The organism is Bradyrhizobium acaciae (assembly GCF_020889785.1).
GTDB classification, from domain to species: domain Bacteria; phylum Pseudomonadota; class Alphaproteobacteria; order Rhizobiales; family Xanthobacteraceae; genus Bradyrhizobium; species Bradyrhizobium acaciae.
Window position 1 is genome coordinate 14714 of record NZ_JACMYK010000059.1, and the last position, 19441, is coordinate 34154.

Consider the following 19441-nt stretch of genomic DNA (forward strand, 5'->3'; position numbering starts at 1 on the left):
CTCAGAAAGTCCGATTTCTCAGAAGTTCGATTCCCAGCGTCCGATTCGGCGCGCGCCTAGGCACACGGAATCGCAATACCGTTCGAAGTGATTTCGATGTCGCCGACCATCTCGTTCAGCAAAGTCGCGTGCAGCAAAGACGCGTTCCCCAACCGCCGGCCAAACGCGCCAGCGCCAAATCATTCCGCCCGTTGAGACAGGCCCAGTTCTCGTGCGTAAGTCTTCAAGCGCAATAACAGGCTTTCGTTCGCTTGGCGGTCGAGAGCAGCACAGCTTCGGCTATTGCGCTCAATGAGACCTGCGTTCCTGGAACCTTTCGATCGGCGGGCTCTGCTGAACCCTGGTCATCACCCGTAACGGATTACGGGGCCAGCACCGATGTTGTGCCCGGAACGTAGTCGTTCCCGGGGGATAATCCAAGAGGTTTTTTTTCGTTCCAATAGGACTTTATCGGGGCAGCCGGCGGGCGGAAACGGCCCTCGGAATGCCCCCGAGATCGGCCTTGGGCGGCCCCGTTGGGGATAACCCGGAAGCCGTCATCAGCGCTTCAACGTCGCGGCTCTGACCCTGTCCGATTTCCACAACCAGAAATCCGCCCGAGATCAAAAGACCCGCAGATTGCGAAATCAGTGTGCGGTAGGCGTCGAGCCCGTCGGGGCCGCCGTCGAGCGCCGCGCGCGGGTCGTGCGCGCGCACCTCGATGTCGAGACCGGCGATGTCGGCCGAGGGGATGTAGGGCGGATTGGACACGATCAGGTCGAAGCTGCCGGTCAGGGCGCTGCCATAGTCGCATTCGATCCATGTGGTGCGATCCGCAAGCCCAAGCGCAGCGGCGTTCCGGCTCGCCGTCTGCAGCGCTTCCGGCGCGATGTCGGTGGCGAAGCCATGCGCGTGGGGCAGTTCCGAGAGCAGCGCCAGCAGGATCGCGCCGGAGCCGGTGCCGAGATCGGCGATCCGTAACGCGCGCTCGGTCGCGCCCTCGGCCCGCAGCAGCTCGAGCGCGCGCTCGACCACGGTCTCGGTGTCGGGGCGCGGCACCAGCGTCGCGGCGGAGAGATGCAGCGGCAGGCCCCAGAACTCCTTGATGCCGAGAATGCGCGCGACCGGTTCGCCGGCGAGGCGACGCCGTGCGAAGTTTTCGAGGAGATCCGATTGCTCTAGCGTCAGTATCCGCGCCGCGGCCGTGATGAGGCCGGTCAAATCGAGGCCGAGCGCGGCACCGACCAGCAATCGCGCATCGAGCTCGGCCGACTCGTTGCCGGCGGCTGCGAATCGCGTTGCCAGCGCACGCCGTGCCGCGTCGATCGTCTGGCCAGTGAACTGGTTCACGGAAGACACCGCCATCCGGGCTACAAATCTCACGCCGCCGCGCCCTGGGCCGCAAGCTGCGCGGCCTGGTGCTCGGTGGTCAGCGCATCGATCAATTCGCCGAGCGCTTCGCCTGCGATCACCTGCGGCAGCTTGTAGAGCGTCAGGTTGATGCGGTGGTCGGTGACCCTCCCTTGCGGGAAATTATAGGTGCGGATGCGCTCCGAGCGGTCGCCGGAGCCGACCTTCTCCTTGCGGTCGGCGGAGCGCGCGGCTTCGACGCGCTGGCGTTCGGCATCATAGATGCGCGAGCGCAGGATGTTCATCGCCGAGGCCCGGTTTTTGTGCTGCGAGCGGCTGTCCTGCATCATCACCACGATGCCGGTCGGCAGATGGGTGATACGGATCGCCGATTCGGTCTTGTTGACGTGCTGGCCGCCGGCGCCGCCCGCGCGCATGGTCTCGATCCTCAAGTCCGTGTCCTTGATGTCGACGTCGACGTCCTCGACCTCGGGCAGCACCGCGACCGTCGCGGCCGAGGTGTGGATGCGGCCCTGCGTCTCGGTGTCGGGCACGCGCTGCACGCGGTGCACGCCGGATTCGAATTTCAGCTTGGCGAAGGCGCCGCGGCCCTGCACCTCGGCGATGATTTCCTTGTAGCCGCCGACGGTGCCTTCGCTCGCCGAGATCACCTCGACCTTCCAGCCCTGCAACGCCGCGAAGCGCTCATACATCCGGAACAGGTCGCCGGCGAACAGCGAGGCCTCGTCGCCGCCGGTGCCGGCGCGGATTTCCAGCACCACGTTGCGGTCGTCCATCGCGTCCTTGGGCAGCAGCGCGATGCGGATCTGCTGCTCGAGATCGCCGATACGCGCCTGCAGCGTCTCCAGCTCGGCCTCGGCCATGCTGCGCATCTCGGCGTCGGTCCCCGCATCGGCCAGCATCGCCTCCGTGTCGGCAAGCTCCGACCGGGCGGAGCGATAGAGCTTGACCGCATCGATCAGCGGATTGAGCTCGGCGAGCTCGCGCGTGATCGCAACATAGCGATCGGACTTGACCTCGCCGAGCAGCTCGGCCTCGAGCGAGGCGTGATGGGCGAGCAGGACGTCGAGTTTGGCTTCGGGTAGCATGGCGATATCTCGAATTTGCGGAAGGCGCGAAGGGCGGCGGAGGCGACGACAGCGTCGCTACAAGGCCAGCCCCTCGGTTTCCGCAAACTTGGTCAGCGCGGCACGGATCGACACGCTGCCGACCGGCGCGTCGAGCAGCGGATTGATCATCGCCTCGGCCTTCTGGGCGTCGAGGTCGAGGATCATCGCCTTGACCGGGCCGTGCGCCGTTGCCGACAATGAAAGCGAACGGTAGCCGAGCGCGATCAGCGCCAGCGCGCCGATCGGCTTCGACGCCATCTCGCCGCACAGCGACGCCGCCTTCTTCGCCGTCTTGGCCTTGCGCACGATGTCGCGCAGCGCGCGCAGGATCGGCGCCGACAGGATGTCGAAGCGTTCGGAGACCTTGGCATTGCCGCGGTCGACCGCAAACAGGAACTGGAACAGGTCGTTGGAGCCGACCGAGACGAAGTCGACCTTCTTCAGGAGCTCGTCGAGCTGGTAGAGCAGGGCCGGGACTTCGACCATGGTGCCGATATCGACGCGCTCGGGCAGCGAATGGCCGTGCTGGCGCAGATAGGTCAGCTCGCGCTCGACGATCGCCTTGGCCTGGTCGAACTCGGCGATGTCGGAGATCATCGGGAACATGATCTTCAGCGCGCGGCCCCCGCCGGCCCGCAGCAGCGCGCGGATCTGGCCGCGCAGCAGGCCGGGGCGATCGAGGCCGAGCCGGATCGCGCGCCAGCCGAGCGCCGGATTTTCCTCGACCACGGTCTCCATATAGGGCAGCGCCTTGTCGCCGCCGATGTCGAGCGTGCGGAAGGTGACGGGCTTTGAGCCCGCGGCGTCGAGCACGGTGCGGTACAGTGCGAGCTGGTCGCTCGAACGCGGCAGGCTCGGGCTCACCATGAACTGCAATTCGGTGCGGAACAGGCCGATGCCGGCGCTGCCGGTGTCGTCGATGTGCGGCAGGTCGATGGTCAGGCCGGCATTGATCAGAAGCTCGATCGGCTGGCCGTCCTTGGTCACACAGGCCTTGTCGCGCAACTCCGAATATTGCGCCTGCCGCCGCGCCCGGAACCGGACGCGTTCGGCATAAGCGGATTCGATCTCGGTGGAAGGGCGGACATAGATCTCGCCGGAGATGCCGTCGACGATGATGGCGTCGCCCGGATCGGCGATGCCGGGCGCGTTCGGCACCTCGCCGACCGCGGGAATGCCGAGCGCGCGCGCCACGATCGAGACGTGCGAATTCGCGGTGCCTTCCTCCAGCACCAGGCCGCGCAGCCGCTTGCGGTCGTAGTCGAGCAGCGCCGCCGGGCCCATCGCGCGGGCGATCAGGATGGCGTTGTCGGGCAGCTGCTCGCGCGACGGCGCATGATCCTGGCCGACCAGCTGACGCATCAGGCGATGGCCGAGATCCTCGAGGTCGTGCAGCCGGTCGCGCAGATAGGGGTCGGTCGAGCGCAGCATGCGCGCGCGGGTGTCGGACTGCACGCGTTCGACGGCGGCTTCCGCGGTGAGGCCGGTGGCGACCGCTTCATGCAGCTTGTGCGACCAGCCCTGGTCGTTGGCGAACATGCGATAGGCTTCCAGCACCTCGCGGTGCTCGCCGCCTTCGGCGACGTCGCCGCGCTCCAGCATGCGGTCGAGGTCGGCGCGCAGATTGGCCAGCGCGGTGTCGAGCCGCTTGATCTCCTTCGGCAGGTCTTCGGCGATGTAATTGGTGATGACGACGCGCGGCTCGTGCAGCACGACATGGCCGAGCGCGATGCCGTCGGAGAGCACTGCGCCGGTCTTGTGCAGCGAGTGCCGGGCGGCGGGCTCGGCGCCGGGTTGCGCCAGCGCGGCAAGCTCGCCGGAGGCGATCATCTCCGCCAGCACCATGGCGGTGGTCTGCAGCGCCTCGACCTCTTCCTCGACATAGGTGCGCTTGGCGCGGTTCTGCACCACCAGCACGCCGAGCGTGTTGCCGGCGCGCAGGATCGGCACGCCGAGGAACGAGTGGTAGGCCTCTTCGCCGGTCTCCGGGCGGTAGGCGAAGGCCGGATGGCTTTGCGCGTCGGACAGATTGAGCGGCGTCGCCTCGCTGGCGACGAGGCCGACCAGGCCCTCATGCGCGCTCAGCACGGTGCGGTGCACGGCGTCGCGGTTCAGACCTTCGGTGGCGTAGAGCTCGAGTGTGTTGTCGACGCGCAGCACGTAGCAGGAGCAGACCTCGGCCACCATGTTGGCCGCGATCAGCACCACGATCTTGTCGAGGCGCTCCTGGGCGGAGACTTGCTCCGCCATGGTTTCGCGGAGCCGTCTCAACAGGATGCGGGGGCCTCCCGACGCGCTCCGCATGTGCTTCAGTCCCTCCCCACGAGGCCGGCGCACCGGGCCGGCCGGCCGCTGGCGCAAAACTCGTCAAAAACAACGATTTTAGTCATTCGGCGTCGCCGCTTGCGCCAGTTCCCGCCGATTCGAGATAGCTAAAACTGTGCCACAGTTTGCGACAGCCTGCCTGACTGGCCGTATAGCCAATCAAGGCTCGCTTTGCCAAGCAAAACGCCTGCCAGTAGCAAATAACGTCTGCGTCAGCCCTATGCTGCGCCCGCTAAGAGAAATTCTAACTCCGAGGCGGGTGTGGGAGGAGGAGGCCGATCTCCAACCCCGTCATTCCCCGGTGCGCAATTGCGCACCTGAGGGCTCGCGAAGCGAGAGCCCGGAATCCACTTATCCACGCAACCTGCGGCCCGATGGATTCCGGGCTCCTGCTTCGCGGGCCCCGGAATGACGGCGGAGAGCCCCGCGCGGGGCCGCCGCCAAGCCCTACGCCTGATCCAGCCCGTAGAGCGTGTGCAGCGTGCGCACCGCGAGTTCGGTGTAGGCGGCGTCGATCAGGACCGAGAACTTGATCTCGGAGGTGGTGATGGCGCGGATGTTGATGTTGCGATCGGCCAGCGCCTTGAACGCCTTCGCCGCGACGCCGGCATGGCTGCGCATGCCGCTGCCGATCACCGAGACCTTGGCGACGTCGGTCTCGGTGTCGAGCCTGGCATAGCCGATCTTGGCCTTGGCGGAGGTGATCGTGTCCTTGGCGCGGTTGTAGTCGGTCGCCGGCACCGTGAAGGTGAGGTCGGTGGTCTTGCCGTCCTCCGACACGTTCTGCACGATCATGTCGACGTTGATGTTGGCATCCGCGAGCGGCCCGAAGATCGCCGCGGCGACGCCCGGCTTGTCCTCGATCTGGCGCACGGAAATCTGGGCTTCGTCCTTGGAGAAGGCGATGCCGGTGACGACGTGCATTTCCATGATTTCCTCCTCGCTGCAGATCAGCGTGCCCGGCGGCTGGTTGGCGTGCGGGTCGATATCCTCTGGCTTGTCGAAGCTGGAGCGCACGAAGATCGGCATGTTGTGCACCATGCCGAGTTCCACCGAGCGAACCTGCAGCACCTTGGCGCCCTGCGAGGCCAGCTCCAGCATGTCCTCGAACGCGATCTTGTCGAGCCGGCGCGCCTTCGGCACCACCCGCGGATCGGTGGTGTAGACGCCGTCGACATCGGTGTAGATGTCGCAGCGGTCGGCCTTCAGCGCGGCCGCGATCGCCACCGCCGAAGTGTCCGAACCGCCGCGGCCGAGCGTGGTGATGCGGCCGGTATCGGGGTTGATACCCTGGAAGCCGGCGATCACGGCGACTTCCTTGCGCTCCTTAAAGCGGGTGATGATCTCGGTGCCGTCGATATCGAGGATGCGCGCCGAAGCATGCGCGTCCGAGGTCTTGATCGGGATCTGCCAGCCCTGCCAGGAGCGCGCCTGGATGCCGATGCCCTGCAGCACGATCGCGAGCAGGCCCGAGGTGACCTGTTCGCCGGAAGCGACCACGGCGTCATATTCGCGCGCGTCGTGCATCGGCGAGGCTTCGGTGCACCAGGCCACCAGCTCGTTGGTCTTGCCCGACATCGCGGAGACGACGACGGCGACCTCGTGGCCCGCGTCGACCTCGCGCTTCACGTGCTGCGCGACGTTGCGGATACGATCGATATTGGCGACGGACGTACCGCCGAATTTCATCACGAGGCGGCCCATGACGACGCGTCTATTCCTTTAAGAGGATAAGTAGGTTACCCCACGCCGAAAACCGCAAGCGCGGGGACCGAAAGGCGCGTATACATAGCGCCGCGCCCGGGGGCAAGCCGGTTGGTAGGGGTCCCCTGACGGTCTTTTGGGGTGTCCTGCCGGTTGCAGGCGGGCTGTGGCGCACGGGTGACTCGCAGATAACGCGAAGGCGGGATTGGATGGGACGTTATATCGACGAGATCCTGCAGCCCGGCGAGAAGGTGCTGTATTCCACCAATGCGCACTGGATGTTCTATCTGCCGGCGATCGGGGCCTGGATCGTGGTGCTGGTGCTGCTGATCCTGTCGCGGATGACGATGGTCGAGGGCCTCGTGCTGACCTGTCTTGCTGCCGCCGCCGTGGTCGCGATCGCGGCGCTGTACTGGACCGCCACAGCCTGGTTCCACCGCTGGACCACGGAAACCGACGTCACCAATTTCCGCGTGGTGCACAAGAGCGGCTTCATCAAGCGGCGCACCTTCGAGATGAGCCTCGACAAGGTCGAGAGCGTCGACGTCAACCAGAGCATCCTGGGGCGCCTGCTCAATTATGGCGACGTCACCATCCGCGGCGTCGGCGAGGGCATCGAAACCATCAAGACCATCGCCTCGCCGCTGTCGTTCCGCAATTCGATCACCGCGCGATAGGGGCGCGCGCAAATCATGGCTACACAATCAACACTTTCCAGTTCCTCCGCCAGTTCCTCCGCCAATGCCTCCGCCAGCTCGGTCGATCCGGCCGAGATCGCAAAATTCTCGAAGCTGTCGGATGAATGGTGGGATCCGCGCGGCAAGATGGCGCCGCTGCACAAGATCAATCCGCTGCGCCTGACCTATATCCGCGACGCCGCCTGCCGCAAGTTCGAGCGCAACGCCAAGAGCCTGAACTGCCTGTCCGGCCTGCGCCTGCTCGACATCGGCTGCGGCGCCGGCCTGTTGTGCGAGCCGTTCACACGGTTAGGGGCCCAGGTGATCGGCATCGACCCCTCCGCCACCAACATCGCGGCCGCGAAGCTGCACGCCGACAAGGGCCATCTGTCGATCGACTATCGCTGCACGACGGTGGAGGACATGGACGCGCGCGAGCGCTTCGACATCGTGCTGGCGATGGAGGTGGTCGAGCACGTCAATGACGTCGGCGCCTTCATCAAACGCTGCGCTGTGATGCTCAAGCCCGGCGGGCTGATGGTGGTCTCGACCCTGAACCGCAACTGGAAGAGCTTCGCGCTGGCGATCGTCGGCGCCGAATACGTGCTGCGCTGGCTGCCGCGCGGCACCCATGAGTGGAGCAAGTTCGTCACTCCCGCCGAACTCGAGCGCTATCTCGGCGACGTCAACCTCAGCGTCACCGAGCAGGCCGGCGTGGTCTACAACCCGCTCGCCGACAAATGGACCGTCTCGACCGACATGGACGTCAACTACATGGTGGTCGCGGAAGAGGTTTGAGTGGCGCCGAGGCATCCGCATAATCACTGTCGTCCCTGCGAAAGCAGGGACCCATAGCCACCGGCCCGAATTGTTGACGACAGCGCGCGTCGTCGCAACCGCTGCCAGGGTTTCGCGGCGACCTGCTTGTCTGACCGGTGTGCCCCAAACCGCTCCCTGTGGTTATGGGTCCCTGCTTTCGCAGGGACGACACGGAGTTTGTGGCGGGAGTGCTGAAAATATGGGACGCTGTCTCCTCCAGAAGGTGTCGTCCCTGCGAAAGCAGGGACCCATAACCACCGGCCAAAATAATCGGGCGAGGTCCGCGTTCCGAGCATGTACTATGTCTACATCCTCGCCAGCCGGCGCCATGGCACGCTGTATATCGGCGTGACGAATTCCGTTCAGAAGCGGCTTGAGCAGCATCGCAATGGCGAGGGCTCGTCGTTCGTCAATACCTACGGCGTCTATCGGCTGGTCCACGTCGAATCATATCAGCGCGCAGAAGAGGCCATCACGCGCGAAAAGCAGCTCAAGAAATGGAAGCGTGACTGGAAGATTGAGCTGATTGAACGGGAAAATCCGGAGTGGCGTGACCTGAGCGATCTGCTTGTCTGACCGGTGTGCCACGAACTACTTCCTGTGGTTATGGGTCCCTGCTTTCGCAGGGACGACGGAGAGTTTGTGGCGCGGCGGGTCGAGATTGAGACGCTGGTGCCATCCAGAAGGTGTCGTCCCTGCCTAGTGCGCAATTGCGCACGGGAGCAGGGACCCATAGCCACCGGCCCGAATTGTTGACGACAGCGCGCGTCGTCGCAACCGCTGCCAGGGTTTCGCAGGGACGACACCGAGTTGGTGGCGCGATCGCAAGTCAGTCATGCACTGTGTAGGTTGACCGTATACCTTCTGCCGGGCACGCTGCGCGTGTACTCCTGCCCCGCCAGGTTCTCCTCATCCCCGCATGTTCACGATCGCCTCGCTCTGGATTCCCTTCACGATCGTCGCTGCGTTCGGGCAGGTGGCGCGCAATGCGATGCAGCGGCAGCTGACCGGGCCGCTCGGGACCTGGGGCGCGACCAATATCCGCTTCCTGTTCGGCCTGCCGTTCTCGGTGGTGTTCTTCGTGCTCGCGGTGCTGCTGACCGGCGATCGCGTGCCGTGGCCGGCGGCCTCGTTCTGGCCGTGGCTGTTGTCCGGCGCGCTCACCCAGATCGTCGGCACCGGCTTCATGCTGCTGGCGATGAACGACCGCTCCTTCGTGGTGACCACGGCTTACATGAAGACCGAGGCGATCCAGACCGCTATCTTCGGCTTCGTCTTCCTCGGTGACCATCTCACGACGCCTAAGGTGATCGCGATCGTGATCGCGACCATCGGCGTCGTCGTCACCGCGCTGCGGCCGGGCGGCTCGCGGCGCTTTGCCGATCTGCGCCCGACCGTGCTCGGCCTCGGCGCCGCCGCCGTGTTCGCGATCTCGGCGGTGAGCTTTCGCGGTGCGATCATTGCGGTGCCCGGCGTCTCGTTTGTCACGGCGGCCTCCTACACGCTGATGTGGAGCCTGTTGGTGCAGACGCTGATCCTGTCGGTCTATCTGTTGCTGCGCGCGCTGACGTGTTGCGGAAAATCCTCGGCCTGTGGCGGCCCTCGATGTTCGCGGGCTTCATGGGCGCGTTCTCCTCGCAGTTCTGGTTCCTGGCGTTCGCACTCACCGCCGCCGCCAATGTGCGGACGCTGGCGCTGATCGAGGTGCTGTTCGCGCAGGGCGTGGCGTATTTCTCGCTCAAGCAGCCGTTCTCGCTGCGCGAGGTGTTCGGCATCGTCCTGATCGTGATCGGAGTCGCCCTGCTGATCGCAGCTTAAAGGTTAGCCTTTGACCGCGATCAGCACGGCACCCGCCGAGATCAGCGCGATCCCGATCCAGCCATAGGCCGAGGGGCGCTCGCCGAGGAACACGGCGCCGAACAGCGCCACCAGCACGACGCTGAGCTTGTCGATCGGCGCGACCAGTGTCGCCGGCCCGAGCTTGAGCGCGCGGAAATAGCAGATCCACGACGCGCCGGTGCCGAGCCCTGACAGCAGCAGGAACAGCCAGCTTTTGGTCGAGATCGGTCCGGCCTGGGTGAATTGTCCGGTCGCGAACAGGATCGCCGACAGCGTGATCAGCACGACCACGGTGCGGATCAGGGTGGCGAGATCAGAGTTGATGCCCTCGACACCGACCTTGGCGAAGATCGCGGTCAATGCCGCGAACACGGCGGACAGGAACGCCCAGACCTGCCAGGACGAAAATGTGTCGGGCGACATGAGGCGGACCCCTAAGAAAGGCTGGAGAGGATTCTCGGCGCTATGTCTTGCAATTTACCCTGAAGCTCAGGGTTGGCGAGATCGTGGATCGCGGCGCGGACAATTTTGTCTTGTCCCGGTTCGAGCCGGATGTCCTCCCGGCATTCGATCAAGTTCGCCCAGGCCTCGACAGCCGCAGCGTCGATCCTGGCGTCCGCAAACCGCTCCAACACATCGGTAATGTGTCGGCGGGTCAACGTCACGACCTCATCGGAGTCCCACCCGAACGACTGGAGGCGCGTCTCCAGATCAGAGATGGGTGCATCAAAATGAATGAGAGATAGAAGAGCGGCGTGTCGGTTCATGGCGGATCAAGAGGGGCTTCGTCCACCGCTACCGACGTCAATTCCGGTCTTCCGGCAGCGTCGGCAGCGGCGAGACCTCGACGCCCTCGTCGATCAGCGCACGGGCCTCTTCGGGCGAGGCCTCGCCGTAGATCGGCCGATGCTCGATGTCGCCGTAATGCATCTTGCGCGCTTCGTTGGGGAAGCGCTCGCCGACATTGTCGGCGTTCTTCACGATGTGGTCGCGCAGTTCCTTCAGCTTGCTGCGCAGTTCGCGCTCCTGCGCCATCATCAGCGACGTCGATTCGTTGGGCTGTGCCTCGACGGGCGCGGCCGGCGCCGGGCGGGCCGGTTCGCGGCCCTTCTTGCTGACGACCTGGGGCGCCATGATGGCGCGCTCGACTTTGCTCGATCCACAGGACGGACAATCGATCAGGTGACGGCGCTCCTGCGATTCATAGGCCGAGGAGCTCTGGAACCAGCTCTCGAACTGATGGCCGCGCTCGCAGCGCAGCGTGTAGCGGATCATGCCGAACCCCGGACGAGGTGCAGATGCTCTGGGCCGGCCTTGGGGTCGGCAATGCCGAAGCGCCTGCCATGTTGCAGCGAGGGAATCGTCCTGCGCGCGGTCTCGACCTTGGCGGGATCGATCTCGGCCAGGAACACGCCCGGCTCGACGCCGCCCTCGGCGAGGATCTCGCCCCAGGGGTCGATGATCAGCGAATGGCCGAAGGTCTCGCGCTTGTTCTCATGCAGGCCGGCCTGCGCCGCCGCGAATACGAAGCAGCCGGTCTCGATGGCGCGGGCGCGCAGCAGCGTGTGCCAATGTGCTTCGCCGGTCTTGCGGGTGAAGGCGGACGGCACGGTGAGGAAGGATGCGCCGGCTTCGGCGAGCGCACGATACAGCGCCGGGAACCGCACATCATAGCAGATCGTCAGCCCGATCCGGCCCCAGGGCAGGTCGGAGATCACGGCGGTCTCGCCGGGCTGGTAGTTGGCCGATTCGCGATAGCTCTCGCCGCCCGGCAGGTCGATGTCGAACATATGGATCTTGTCGTAGCTCGCGAGCACATTGCCCTCGGGCCCGATCAGGAACGAACGGTTGACCGCCTTCTCCGGCGAGAAGCGCAGCGCCAGCGAGCCGATATGCAGATGGATCTTCAGCTCGGCGGCCAGCGCCCGATACGCCTGCAGCGACTTGTCGTCCTCTTCGCTCGCCAAGTGCTCGAACAGCGCCTTGCGGTTCAGCTGCATCATGTTGCTGACCTCGGGGGTCAGCACGTATTTTGCGCCCTGCGCCGCCGCTTCGCGGATCAGCCGCGTGCCCTGCTCGAGGCTCGGCTCCGGCAGCAGCCCGGTGCGCATCTGCACCATGGCGGCGGTGAAAATGTTGTCCGTGCTCATCAGGCGCCGCCTCCGTTGCTGAGCAGGCCGTCGAGCTTGCCCTCGCGGTCGAGCGCGTAGAGCTCGTCGCAGCCGCCGACATGGGTCTTGCCGATGAAGATCTGCGGGAAGGTCGTCCCGGCGCCGGCGCGATTGTACATTTCGTCGCGATAGGCCGGGTTGCTGGCGACGCTCAATTCGGTGAACGCCGCGTTCTTGCGCGTCAGAAGCGATTTGGCCGCGGTACAATAACCGCAGCCCGGGCGGGTGTAGATTTCAATGGCAGCGGTCATGGTGTGCTCGGTTGAACCTGATTACTTGGATTATATGGGAGCGCGGTGCTGCTCGACAACCCGGGCAAACACCAGCACGTCGACCTGCGCCGCCTTCGCCCGTAATAGCGCTCGGGCGCAAGCATCCACTGTCGCACCCGAGGTCAGGACGTCGTCGACCAGGATCACCCGGCGGCCCTGGATGTCAGCCTTGCGTTCATCGGCGACCCCGAATGCGCCCTGCACATTGCTGGCGCGGTCCTTGCGCGACAGTCCGATCTGCTGCTCGGTGGCGCGGACACGCCGCAGCGCCTCCGACACCATTTTGACGCCGCTCTGGCGCGCGATCACCTTGGCGAGCGCGCCGGACTGGTTGTAGCGCCGGCTCCAGCCGCGCCGCCAGTGCAGAGGAACCGGAACCAGCATGTCGGCGCCGTCGAGCAATTCCTTCCCCGCCCGCGCCATCCAGCGGCCCATTGTCGGCGCCAGATCGGTACGATCCTGGAATTTTAATGCGTGCACCAGCGTGCGCGCGACGTCGTCATAGCGCACCGCGGCGCGGGCGCGTTGATAGGCTGGTGGGTTGGCGATCGCTCCATCGACAGCAGCTCGGGACCTGGATCGTAGACGAAGGGAATGCCGAGCCGCGGGCAGAACGGCGGCGCGATGAACGACAATTTGGCCCAGCAGTCCGCGCAGACGCCCTCGCCATGAACCGGCTCGCGGCAGGACACGCACAGCGTCGGCAGCGCGATGTCGAGCGCCAGCCGCGCGGTGCGCAGCCACGCGCCGCCGACCGCGCCGAGCGCGCGCTGGAGGTGGGCCGTAATGGAGCGTGTCGGTGAAGCCTCGGCGTCCATCGGGCAAGGCTAGCGTTTGAGCAATGCAGGCTCAAGGCGCATTGCCTGCGCCGGCGGTCCGGCGTAACCAGCGGGCATGGCAACCCCCCCGGCCACGGCCCCAATCCTGTTCGACCGCGCATTGCTCGGCGCGCGGCTGGCGCGTGCGCAGGCCGCGGGAGCGGCGACGTTCCTGCTCGAGCGAGCCACGGAGGATATGGCGGACCGCTTGCAGGCGGTGTCGCGCAGCTTTTCTTCAGCAGCCGATGTCTGGACGCCGGGTGACGGGCTTGCGGAGGTCCTGCGCGGGCGTGTGGCATCAGTCGGTACGATCGGATTCGCTGAGGCGGAATCGCTTGGCCTGCCGCCGGAGTCGCTCGATCTCGCGGTCTCGGCGCTCGCCTTCCAGTTCGTCAATGATCTGCCCGGCGTGCTGGCGCAGATCCGCCGCGCGCTGAAGCCGGACGGGCTGCTGCTCGCTGCGATGCTCGGCGGCGACACGCTGACAGAACTCAGGCAAAGCTTCGCCGCGGCGGAGGCGGAGTGCGAGGGCGGGGTGTCGCCGCGCGTCGCGCCGTTCGCCGATCTGCGCGACATCGGCGCGCTGTTGCAGCGGGCAGGATTCGCGTTGCCGGTGACCGATGTCGACCGCGTCGTGGTGCGCTATGCCAGCGCGTTCGCGCTGATGGCCGACCTCAGGCGCATGGGCGCGACCAATGTGCTGCGCGAGCGCCGCCACACCCCGACCCGCCGCGCCACCATGTTGCGCATGGCGCAGATCTACGGCGAACGCTTCGCCGACGCCGACGGCCGCATCCGCGCCACCTTCGACATCGTCTGGCTGTCCGGGTGGGCGCCGCATGAAAGCCAGCCGAAGCCGCTGAAGCCAGGCTCGGCGAAAGCGAGCCTGGAGGCGGCGGTGAAGGGCACGAAGCGTTAGGGACGTACGCTGCTCAGGCTCCCTCCCCCCTTGCGGGGGAGGGTGGGGAGAGGGGTAGCCCCGGGCGAGATACTAGTGCGATTGTCCCTTTCACAATTCTGCGCGCGTTTTCAAGATCATGCGGAGAGAGCGCGCCGTGTGCACCCCTCTCCCCAGCCCTCCCCCGCAAGGGGGGAGGGAGCCCGTCCATCGTGCGTCCCTCACGGTCAACCCCGCTCATCGTGCGCCAGCGAGATCACAGCCATCCAACCTCGCTCACAAGGTGGGCGACGGTTGCTTGCACGATTTCGGAATAATGGAATTGTGCCGGTGAGTTGCCCGACGTGTCAAGTCGTCGTGCTGAACGCCGGGCTACTTTGCATGGGGTTGTTTTCGATATTTTGGCAAGGCGCCTCCCCCGCAAGTGGGAGGGGCGACGGTCACAGCAGCAGATCCACCAGATGCGGCAGCAGCGGGATGTCCGCCGGCGGCATCGGATAGTCGCGCAGCTTGTTGGCGCGGACCCAGGCGAGGTTCTGGCCCTCGCGCGCCACCGCCAGGCCCTCCCAGCGGCGGCAGATGTAGAGCGGCATCAAGAGATGGAAGGTCTCGTAGGCGTGGCTGGCGAAGGTCAGCGGGGCGAGGCACGGCTCGCTCACGGTGATGCCGATCTCCTCGTGCAGCTCGCGGATCAGGGTCTGCTCCGGCCGCTCGCCGGGCTCGATCTTGCCGCCGGGGAATTCCCACAATCCCGCCAGCGCCTTGCCTTCGGGACGCTGCGCCAGCAGCACGCGCTTGTCGGCGTCGACTAGCGCGCAGGCGACGACGAGGGTCAGCTTGATCTCAGCCATGGAGCAGGGATTTCCTTCCGATCTGCAAGCGTTCATTAACCAGCAATGCGCCGCCCGGCCAAACGATTTGTGCCGGTAGCTGTTTCTGCATCCGCGATAAGCCGGCCTTAATTCGCAACTGGCAGGGTGAAGCGGTTTATCTACCCATCAAATTCTCTGCCGATATAACCCATGAGCACCTTGATCCGGACCATCAGCCGTTTCCGTCGCGATCGCTCCGGCAATATCGCGATGACCTTCGGCCTTGTGCTGCTGCCGCTCGTCGTCGCGGTCGGATGCGCGGTCGACTATTCCCGCGCCAACCAGATCCGCAGCAAGCTGATCTCCGCCGCCGACGCGGCGAGCGTCGGCGCGGTCGCCAAGCAATCGCCCGGCTTCATTGCCGCCGGCGCCATGACCTCGGACGGTGAGATCTCGGCGGGCGAAGCCGACGCGCGGAAGATCTTCAGCGGCAACGTCTTCAACCAGAACGGCTTCACGCTGACCAGCGTGACGCCGACCATGACCAAGAGCGGCGGCACGATCACCTCGACGGTCCAGTTCACCGCAGATGTCCCGACCATGTTCCTCGGCGTCATCGGGCAGAGCAAGATGACCGTGACGGGTACGTCGACCGCGACCGCGAACATGCCGCTCTATATCGATTTCTATCTGCTGCTCGACAATTCGCCTTCGATGGGGGTCGCAGCGACGCCGGCCGACGTGACCAAGATGGTCAACAACACGCCGGACCAGTGCGCGTTCGCCTGCCACGACTACAACGATGCCAACAACTACTACAATCTCGCCAAGTCGCTCGGCGTGACGACGCGGATCGACGTGCTGCGCAGCGCGACCCAGCAGCTGATGGACACGGCCGCGAACACCGCGACCTATGCCAGCCAGTACCGGATGGCGATCTACGATTTCGGCGCCTCGTCGGCGACGATCGGCCTGCGCGCGCTGTTCACGCTGTCGACCAGCCTGTCGAGCGCCAAGACCGCGGCCGGCAACATCGACCTGATGGGCGTCTACGGCAACAACGACTCGTACACCGCCGACAAAGACAGCCAGTTCTCGACGGTGCTTCCGGCCATCAGCAACGCGATCAGCGCACCGGGGCCCGGCACCTCGGCCGCGCCGATGAAGTATCTGTTCTTCGTGTCCGATGGCGTGGCCGACGAGCCGAATTCAAGCTGCCTGAAGCCGATCACCGGCAGCAATCGCTGCCAGTCGCCGATCAATCCGGCGCTGTGTGATGCGATCAAGAAGCGCAACATCAAGATCGCGGTGCTCTACACCACCTATCTGCAGCTGCCGACCAACAACTGGTACATGACCTGGATCGATCCGTTCAATCAGGGTCCGTTCGGTCCGTCGCCGAACAGTCAGATCGCACAGAACATGCAGGCTTGTGCGTCGCCGGGCTTCTATTTCGAGGTCAGCCCGACGCAGGGCATTGCAGACGCGATGAACGCGCTGTTCAAGAAGGCCGTCGCCGACGCGCGGATCTCGAGCTAAGGCGCTCTCATCGTCACCCCCGCGCAAAGGCTTCGCCTTTGTCGCTGGAGGAGGCCGCGAAGCGGCCGTCTCGAAGGGTCGACGGCCCGACTGGTGGCCGTGCATCCTTCGAGGCTCGCTCCGCTCGCACCTCAGGATGACGGGATTAACGCCGTCATTGCGAGCGAAGCGAAGCAATCCATCTGACCGCACGCTCCGACGGATGGATTGCTTCGTCGCTTCGCTCCTCGCAATGACGGGGATGGCGGGCGACCTGTAGTGCTTACGACCGGTAATCGCCGTTGATCGCGACGTATTCCTTGGTGAGGTCGCAGGTCAGCACGCGGTCTTTGGCCTTGCCGAGGCCGAGCGCGACCTTGATCTGGATCTTCGGCGCCTTCATCGCCTCCGACACCTCTTTCTCATTGTAGGACGGATCGCGCGCACCGCTCCTGGCGACGCGGATGCCGTTGAAGGAGATCGAGAGCTTGTCGCGGTTGGCGGGTTCGCCGGCCTTGCCGACCGCCATCACCACACGACCCCAATTGGCGTCCTCGCCGGCGATCGCGGTCTTCACCAGCGGCGAATTGGCGATCGACATCGCGATCTTGCGCGCCGACGGTTTTGTCGTCGCGCCCTCGACCACGACCTCGACCAGCTTGCGCGCGCCTTCGCCGTCGCGGGCCACCTGTTCGGACAGGCTGGCGAGGATCTGCTGGAACGCCTTGGTGAAAGCCTTCAGGCGCGGGTCGCTGGCGCGCGAAATCTTCGGCGCGCCATTGGCGGCCGCAGCGCCGGTCGCAAAGGCGAGCAGCGTGTCCGAGGTCGAGGTGTCGCCGTCGATGGTCAGCGCATTGAAGGTGTCCTCGACGCCGGCCTTGAGCAGCGATTGCAGCACGCCGGCCGACAGCGGCGCGTCGGTGAAGATGAAGGACAGCATGGTCGCCATGTCGGGCATGATCATGCCGGCGCCCTTGGCCATGCCGTTGATCGTCACCTTGGCCTTGCCGAGCTTGACGGTCGCGGTGGCGACCTTCGGGAAGGTGTCGGTGGTCATGATCGCCTTGGCGGCGTCCATCCAGTGATCCGGGGTCGCGGTCTCCGCGAGCTGCGCCAGCACGCCGTCGAACTTGGTGGCATCGAGCGGTTCGCCGATCACGCCGGTCGAGGCGAGGAACACGTCCGAGGTCGAACAACCGACCGCCTTCGATGCGATCTGCGCGGTCAGCGCGGTGGATGCCTTCCCGGTCTTGCCGGTGAAGGCGTTGGCGTTGCCGGAATTGACCACCAGCGCGCGGGCGCTCCCGCCCTTCAGCCTGGCGCGGCACCATTCGACCGGCGCCGACGGGCACTTCGACTTGGTGAAGACGCCGGCCACCGTGGTGCCCTTGTCCATCAGTGCGAGCAGCACGTCGGTGCGCCCCTTGTAGCGGATGCCGGCGGCAGCGGTCGCAAGGCGCACACCCGTGATCACGGGCATCTCTGGAACGTCAGGCGGGGCGAGGGGGGAGACGGCGGTGGACATCGGCAAGCTTCCGGCTACGGGGAGGGAAGCGCTGCATATCATCTCGCCGACTGAAGCGGGAGAGGGCTCGGGCGCGAGCGCGCAACGGCGTCGTCCCGGCGAAGGCCGGGATCTACAACCACCGTCATCAATTGTTCAAGAAACTGCTACCGCGGCAAGAAAAGCTCTGCCGCGGCGTATGGGTCCCGGCTTTCGCCGGGACGACGTGATCAAACGAGCGCGTCGCCAAAAGCAAATGGCCGGGACGAGCCCGGCCATCGCAACTGCATCTGTGGCGCAAAACTTACTTCTTCGCCGGCGCCATCTTGTTGTCGGCGGGCTTCGGCGCGTCCTTGGCGGCGTCGGCCGGCGCGGCAGGGTCCTTGGCTGTCTCGGCCGGCTTGTCCATGCGCTCGACCTTGGCGGCCTCGCGCAGCTTGGCGACGTAGTCGGCCTGCGCCTTGCGGGTCACATAGGTCTCGATCTGGGCCTTCACCTGCTCGAAGTCGGGCGCCTTGCGGTTGCGCTTTTCCTCGACCTTGATGATGTGCCAGCCGAACTGCGACTTGACCGGATCGGAAATCTTGCCCGGCTCGAGCGCGAAGGCGACTGCGGAGAATTCCGGCACCATCTGCTCCTTGGTGAAGAAGCCGAGGTCGCCGCCGTCGGAGGCGCCGGGATCCTTGGACTTCTTCTTGGCGAGCTCGGCGAAGTCGGCGCCCTTGTCGAGCTCGGCCTTGATCGCCTTGGCCTCGTCCTCGGTCTCGACCAGGATGTGGCGGGCGCGCACTTCCTGCTCGCCGGTGATCTGCTTGGAGGCCTCCTCATAGACCTTCTTCATGGCGTCGTCGGTGGTCGCGGCCTTGCCTTCGCTGGCGAGCAGGCTGTCCATCAACAGGCGGTTGCGGGTGAAGGCGAGCCGCTTCTTGAAGTCGTCATTGTTCTCGATCTTCTTGTCCTCGGCGGCCTTGGACACGATCTTCATGTCGATCAGGAAGGACAGCACGTTGTCCTTCTTGGTCGCCGGGTCCATCTGCGCCAGGCTTGGGCCGAGTTCCTCCTCGGCGAGCGCCACGTCGCTGGCGTGGATCTCGGAACCGTTGACCTTCGCCAGCACCGGGTCGGACTCCGCGGCGCGGACCGGAAGGCCGGCAGCCAGCACTGCGACAAGACAGCCCGTGGCGGCCAGGGTGGCGAGGCCGAGGCGCAGGCCGGTTTTGGTTTCCGGGGGCGAGGTGGTCATGCAAAATCCTTGGTCTAAAGGGGGGAAGCTCGAGCGGGGCGGACACTCGCCCAATCGTGTTACATTGGCAACGCGAAAGTCTTGTCAAAATGATGAATTCCTTGACATCTTGGCGGCGTTGACAACCCCCCGACCGGGCCATATCTCTGGCCGACCGTGTCAGCGGCGAGAGCGCTTATTTTGCTGCGTTTTTCGCCGTTGAACCCAGGATGGCCTGTTTCCCACTCAATTGGCGGAGAAGCCCCTGGCGGGGCTCGAACCGTAGCGCGTCACGGTGAGTTGATAGGCGATCCGGTGGACCATCTCAGGCTGTATTCCAAGACTTGAACTTCAAGACAACTTCAAGACCGAACCAAGACTGAACTCGAGACCGAAGAACAGG

General features: G+C 65.3%; 17 protein-coding genes and 2 pseudogenes. 6 read left to right on the forward strand and 13 right to left on the reverse strand.

The annotated features are described in order from the left end of the window. Window positions 1-447: 447 nt before the first annotated feature. From prmC to H8A92_RS21980, 4 genes are all read right to left on the reverse strand, one after another. On the reverse strand, window positions 448-1344 hold the full coding sequence (gene prmC, locus H8A92_RS21965) for a peptide chain release factor N(5)-glutamine methyltransferase (RefSeq protein WP_420831352.1): 897 nt from the start codon (window positions 1342-1344) through the stop codon (window positions 448-450). A gap of 14 nt (window positions 1345-1358) precedes the next feature. Continuing rightward, on the reverse strand, window positions 1359-2444 hold the full coding sequence (gene prfA / locus H8A92_RS21970; RefSeq protein WP_229197694.1) for a peptide chain release factor 1: 1086 nt from the start codon (window positions 2442-2444) through the stop codon (window positions 1359-1361). A 51-nt stretch (window positions 2445-2495) separates the two neighbouring features. Continuing rightward, a complete protein-coding gene (gene ptsP / locus H8A92_RS21975; RefSeq protein ID WP_229197675.1) occupies window positions 2496-4763 on the reverse strand; it encodes a phosphoenolpyruvate--protein phosphotransferase in 2268 nt (755 codons plus the stop codon). Between the two features lie 468 nt (window positions 4764-5231). Continuing rightward, the gene (locus H8A92_RS21980; protein ID WP_229197676.1) at window positions 5232-6488 is read right to left on the reverse strand and encodes an aspartate kinase; all 1257 of its coding nucleotides are present in this window, start codon (window positions 6486-6488) and stop codon (window positions 5232-5234) included. Window positions 6489-6697: 209 nt separating this feature from the next. Between H8A92_RS21980 and H8A92_RS21985 the strand changes: the two genes are divergently transcribed. From H8A92_RS21985 to H8A92_RS22000, 4 genes and pseudogenes are all read left to right on the forward strand, one after another. Beyond that, a complete protein-coding gene (locus H8A92_RS21985) occupies window positions 6698-7165 on the forward strand; it encodes a PH domain-containing protein (protein ID WP_229197677.1) in 468 nt (155 codons plus the stop codon). 15 nt (window positions 7166-7180) lie between these two features. Beyond that, window positions 7181-7963: a bifunctional 2-polyprenyl-6-hydroxyphenol methylase/3-demethylubiquinol 3-O-methyltransferase UbiG gene (ubiG, locus tag H8A92_RS21990; protein ID WP_229197678.1), complete on the forward strand. Its 783-nt coding sequence runs from the start codon at window positions 7181-7183 to the stop codon at window positions 7961-7963. A gap of 315 nt (window positions 7964-8278) precedes the next feature. Further along, window positions 8279-8560, forward strand: a complete 282-nt coding sequence (locus H8A92_RS21995) for a GIY-YIG nuclease family protein (protein WP_229197679.1) — start codon at window positions 8279-8281, stop codon at window positions 8558-8560. A gap of 343 nt (window positions 8561-8903) precedes the next feature. Continuing rightward, window positions 8904-9802, forward strand: a pseudogene (locus H8A92_RS22000) (EamA family transporter). 3 nt (window positions 9803-9805) lie between these two features. Here H8A92_RS22000 and H8A92_RS22005 read toward each other — a convergent pair. The 6 genes and pseudogenes from H8A92_RS22005 to H8A92_RS22030 form a co-directional block, all read right to left on the reverse strand. After that, a complete protein-coding gene (locus H8A92_RS22005; protein ID WP_229197680.1) occupies window positions 9806-10246 on the reverse strand; it encodes an EamA family transporter in 441 nt (146 codons plus the stop codon). A gap of 11 nt (window positions 10247-10257) precedes the next feature. Further along, window positions 10258-10590, reverse strand: a complete 333-nt coding sequence (locus tag H8A92_RS22010) for a caspase family protein (protein WP_229197681.1) — start codon at window positions 10588-10590, stop codon at window positions 10258-10260. A 37-nt stretch (window positions 10591-10627) separates the two neighbouring features. After that, window positions 10628-11098 carry a DUF1178 family protein gene (locus H8A92_RS22015; protein ID WP_229197682.1) on the reverse strand — a complete coding sequence of 157 codons (471 nt, stop codon included), beginning with the start codon at window positions 11096-11098 and terminating at the stop codon, window positions 10628-10630. Then, window positions 11095-11973: a carbon-nitrogen hydrolase family protein gene (locus tag H8A92_RS22020; RefSeq protein ID WP_229197683.1), complete on the reverse strand. Its 879-nt coding sequence runs from the start codon at window positions 11971-11973 to the stop codon at window positions 11095-11097. Before H8A92_RS22020 ends, H8A92_RS22015 begins: the two co-directional genes overlap by 4 nt. Beyond that, window positions 11973-12245 (reverse strand): glutaredoxin 3, encoded by a 273-nt coding sequence (gene grxC / locus H8A92_RS22025; protein ID WP_163158602.1) that lies wholly within the window; start codon window positions 12243-12245, stop codon window positions 11973-11975. The genes H8A92_RS22020 and grxC overlap by 1 nt, the downstream gene beginning before the upstream one ends. Before the next feature lie 30 nt (window positions 12246-12275). Beyond that, window positions 12276-13084, reverse strand: a pseudogene (locus H8A92_RS22030) (ComF family protein). A gap of 76 nt (window positions 13085-13160) precedes the next feature. Here H8A92_RS22030 and H8A92_RS22035 point away from each other — a divergent pair. Beyond that, window positions 13161-14003, forward strand: a complete 843-nt coding sequence (locus H8A92_RS22035) for a methyltransferase domain-containing protein (protein ID WP_229197684.1) — start codon at window positions 13161-13163, stop codon at window positions 14001-14003. A 419-nt stretch (window positions 14004-14422) separates the two neighbouring features. On the opposite strand, the gene H8A92_RS22040 is transcribed toward H8A92_RS22035, so the two are convergent. Further along, the gene (locus H8A92_RS22040) at window positions 14423-14833 is read right to left on the reverse strand and encodes a (deoxy)nucleoside triphosphate pyrophosphohydrolase (RefSeq protein WP_163158596.1); all 411 of its coding nucleotides are present in this window, start codon (window positions 14831-14833) and stop codon (window positions 14423-14425) included. A 171-nt stretch (window positions 14834-15004) separates the two neighbouring features. Here H8A92_RS22040 and H8A92_RS22045 point away from each other — a divergent pair, with 171 nt between their 5' ends. Further along, the gene (locus H8A92_RS22045) at window positions 15005-16333 is read left to right on the forward strand and encodes a pilus assembly protein TadG-related protein (RefSeq protein WP_229197685.1); all 1329 of its coding nucleotides are present in this window, start codon (window positions 15005-15007) and stop codon (window positions 16331-16333) included. 262 nt (window positions 16334-16595) lie between these two features. On the opposite strand, the gene argJ is transcribed toward H8A92_RS22045, so the two are convergent. Then, window positions 16596-17837: a bifunctional glutamate N-acetyltransferase/amino-acid acetyltransferase ArgJ gene (argJ, locus tag H8A92_RS22050; RefSeq protein WP_229197686.1), complete on the reverse strand. Its 1242-nt coding sequence runs from the start codon at window positions 17835-17837 to the stop codon at window positions 16596-16598. Window positions 17838-18120: 283 nt separating this feature from the next. Then, the gene (locus H8A92_RS22055; protein WP_229197687.1) at window positions 18121-19059 is read right to left on the reverse strand and encodes a peptidylprolyl isomerase; all 939 of its coding nucleotides are present in this window, start codon (window positions 19057-19059) and stop codon (window positions 18121-18123) included. Window positions 19060-19441: the final 382 nt, after the last annotated feature.

Coding starts and splice junctions, on each gene's coding strand:
- H8A92_RS21985 (WP_229197677.1), top strand. CDS start 6,698: ATGGGACGTTATATCGACGAGATCCTGCAGCCCGGCGAGAAGGTGCTG.
- H8A92_RS22010 (WP_229197681.1), bottom strand. CDS start 10,590: ATGAACCGACACGCCGCTCTTCTATCTCTCATTCATTTTGATGCACCC.
- H8A92_RS22015 (WP_229197682.1), bottom strand. CDS start 11,098: ATGATCCGCTACACGCTGCGCTGCGAGCGCGGCCATCAGTTCGAGAGC.
- ubiG (WP_229197678.1), top strand. CDS start 7,181: ATGGCTACACAATCAACACTTTCCAGTTCCTCCGCCAGTTCCTCCGCC.
- prmC (WP_420831352.1), bottom strand. CDS start 1,344: ATGGCGGTGTCTTCCGTGAACCAGTTCACTGGCCAGACGATCGACGCG.
- H8A92_RS21995 (WP_229197679.1), top strand. CDS start 8,279: ATGTACTATGTCTACATCCTCGCCAGCCGGCGCCATGGCACGCTGTAT.
- H8A92_RS22045 (WP_229197685.1), top strand. CDS start 15,005: ATGAGCACCTTGATCCGGACCATCAGCCGTTTCCGTCGCGATCGCTCC.
- H8A92_RS22020 (WP_229197683.1), bottom strand. CDS start 11,973: ATGAGCACGGACAACATTTTCACCGCCGCCATGGTGCAGATGCGCACC.
- H8A92_RS22005 (WP_229197680.1), bottom strand. CDS start 10,246: ATGTCGCCCGACACATTTTCGTCCTGGCAGGTCTGGGCGTTCCTGTCC.
- H8A92_RS22035 (WP_229197684.1), top strand. CDS start 13,161: ATGGCAACCCCCCCGGCCACGGCCCCAATCCTGTTCGACCGCGCATTG.
- ptsP (WP_229197675.1), bottom strand. CDS start 4,763: ATGCGGAGCGCGTCGGGAGGCCCCCGCATCCTGTTGAGACGGCTCCGC.
- argJ (WP_229197686.1), bottom strand. CDS start 17,837: ATGTCCACCGCCGTCTCCCCCCTCGCCCCGCCTGACGTTCCAGAGATG.
- grxC (WP_163158602.1), bottom strand. CDS start 12,245: ATGACCGCTGCCATTGAAATCTACACCCGCCCGGGCTGCGGTTATTGT.
- H8A92_RS22040 (WP_163158596.1), bottom strand. CDS start 14,833: ATGGCTGAGATCAAGCTGACCCTCGTCGTCGCCTGCGCGCTAGTCGAC.
- H8A92_RS22055 (WP_229197687.1), bottom strand. CDS start 19,059: ATGACCACCTCGCCCCCGGAAACCAAAACCGGCCTGCGCCTCGGCCTC.
- H8A92_RS21980 (WP_229197676.1), bottom strand. CDS start 6,488: ATGGGCCGCCTCGTGATGAAATTCGGCGGTACGTCCGTCGCCAATATC.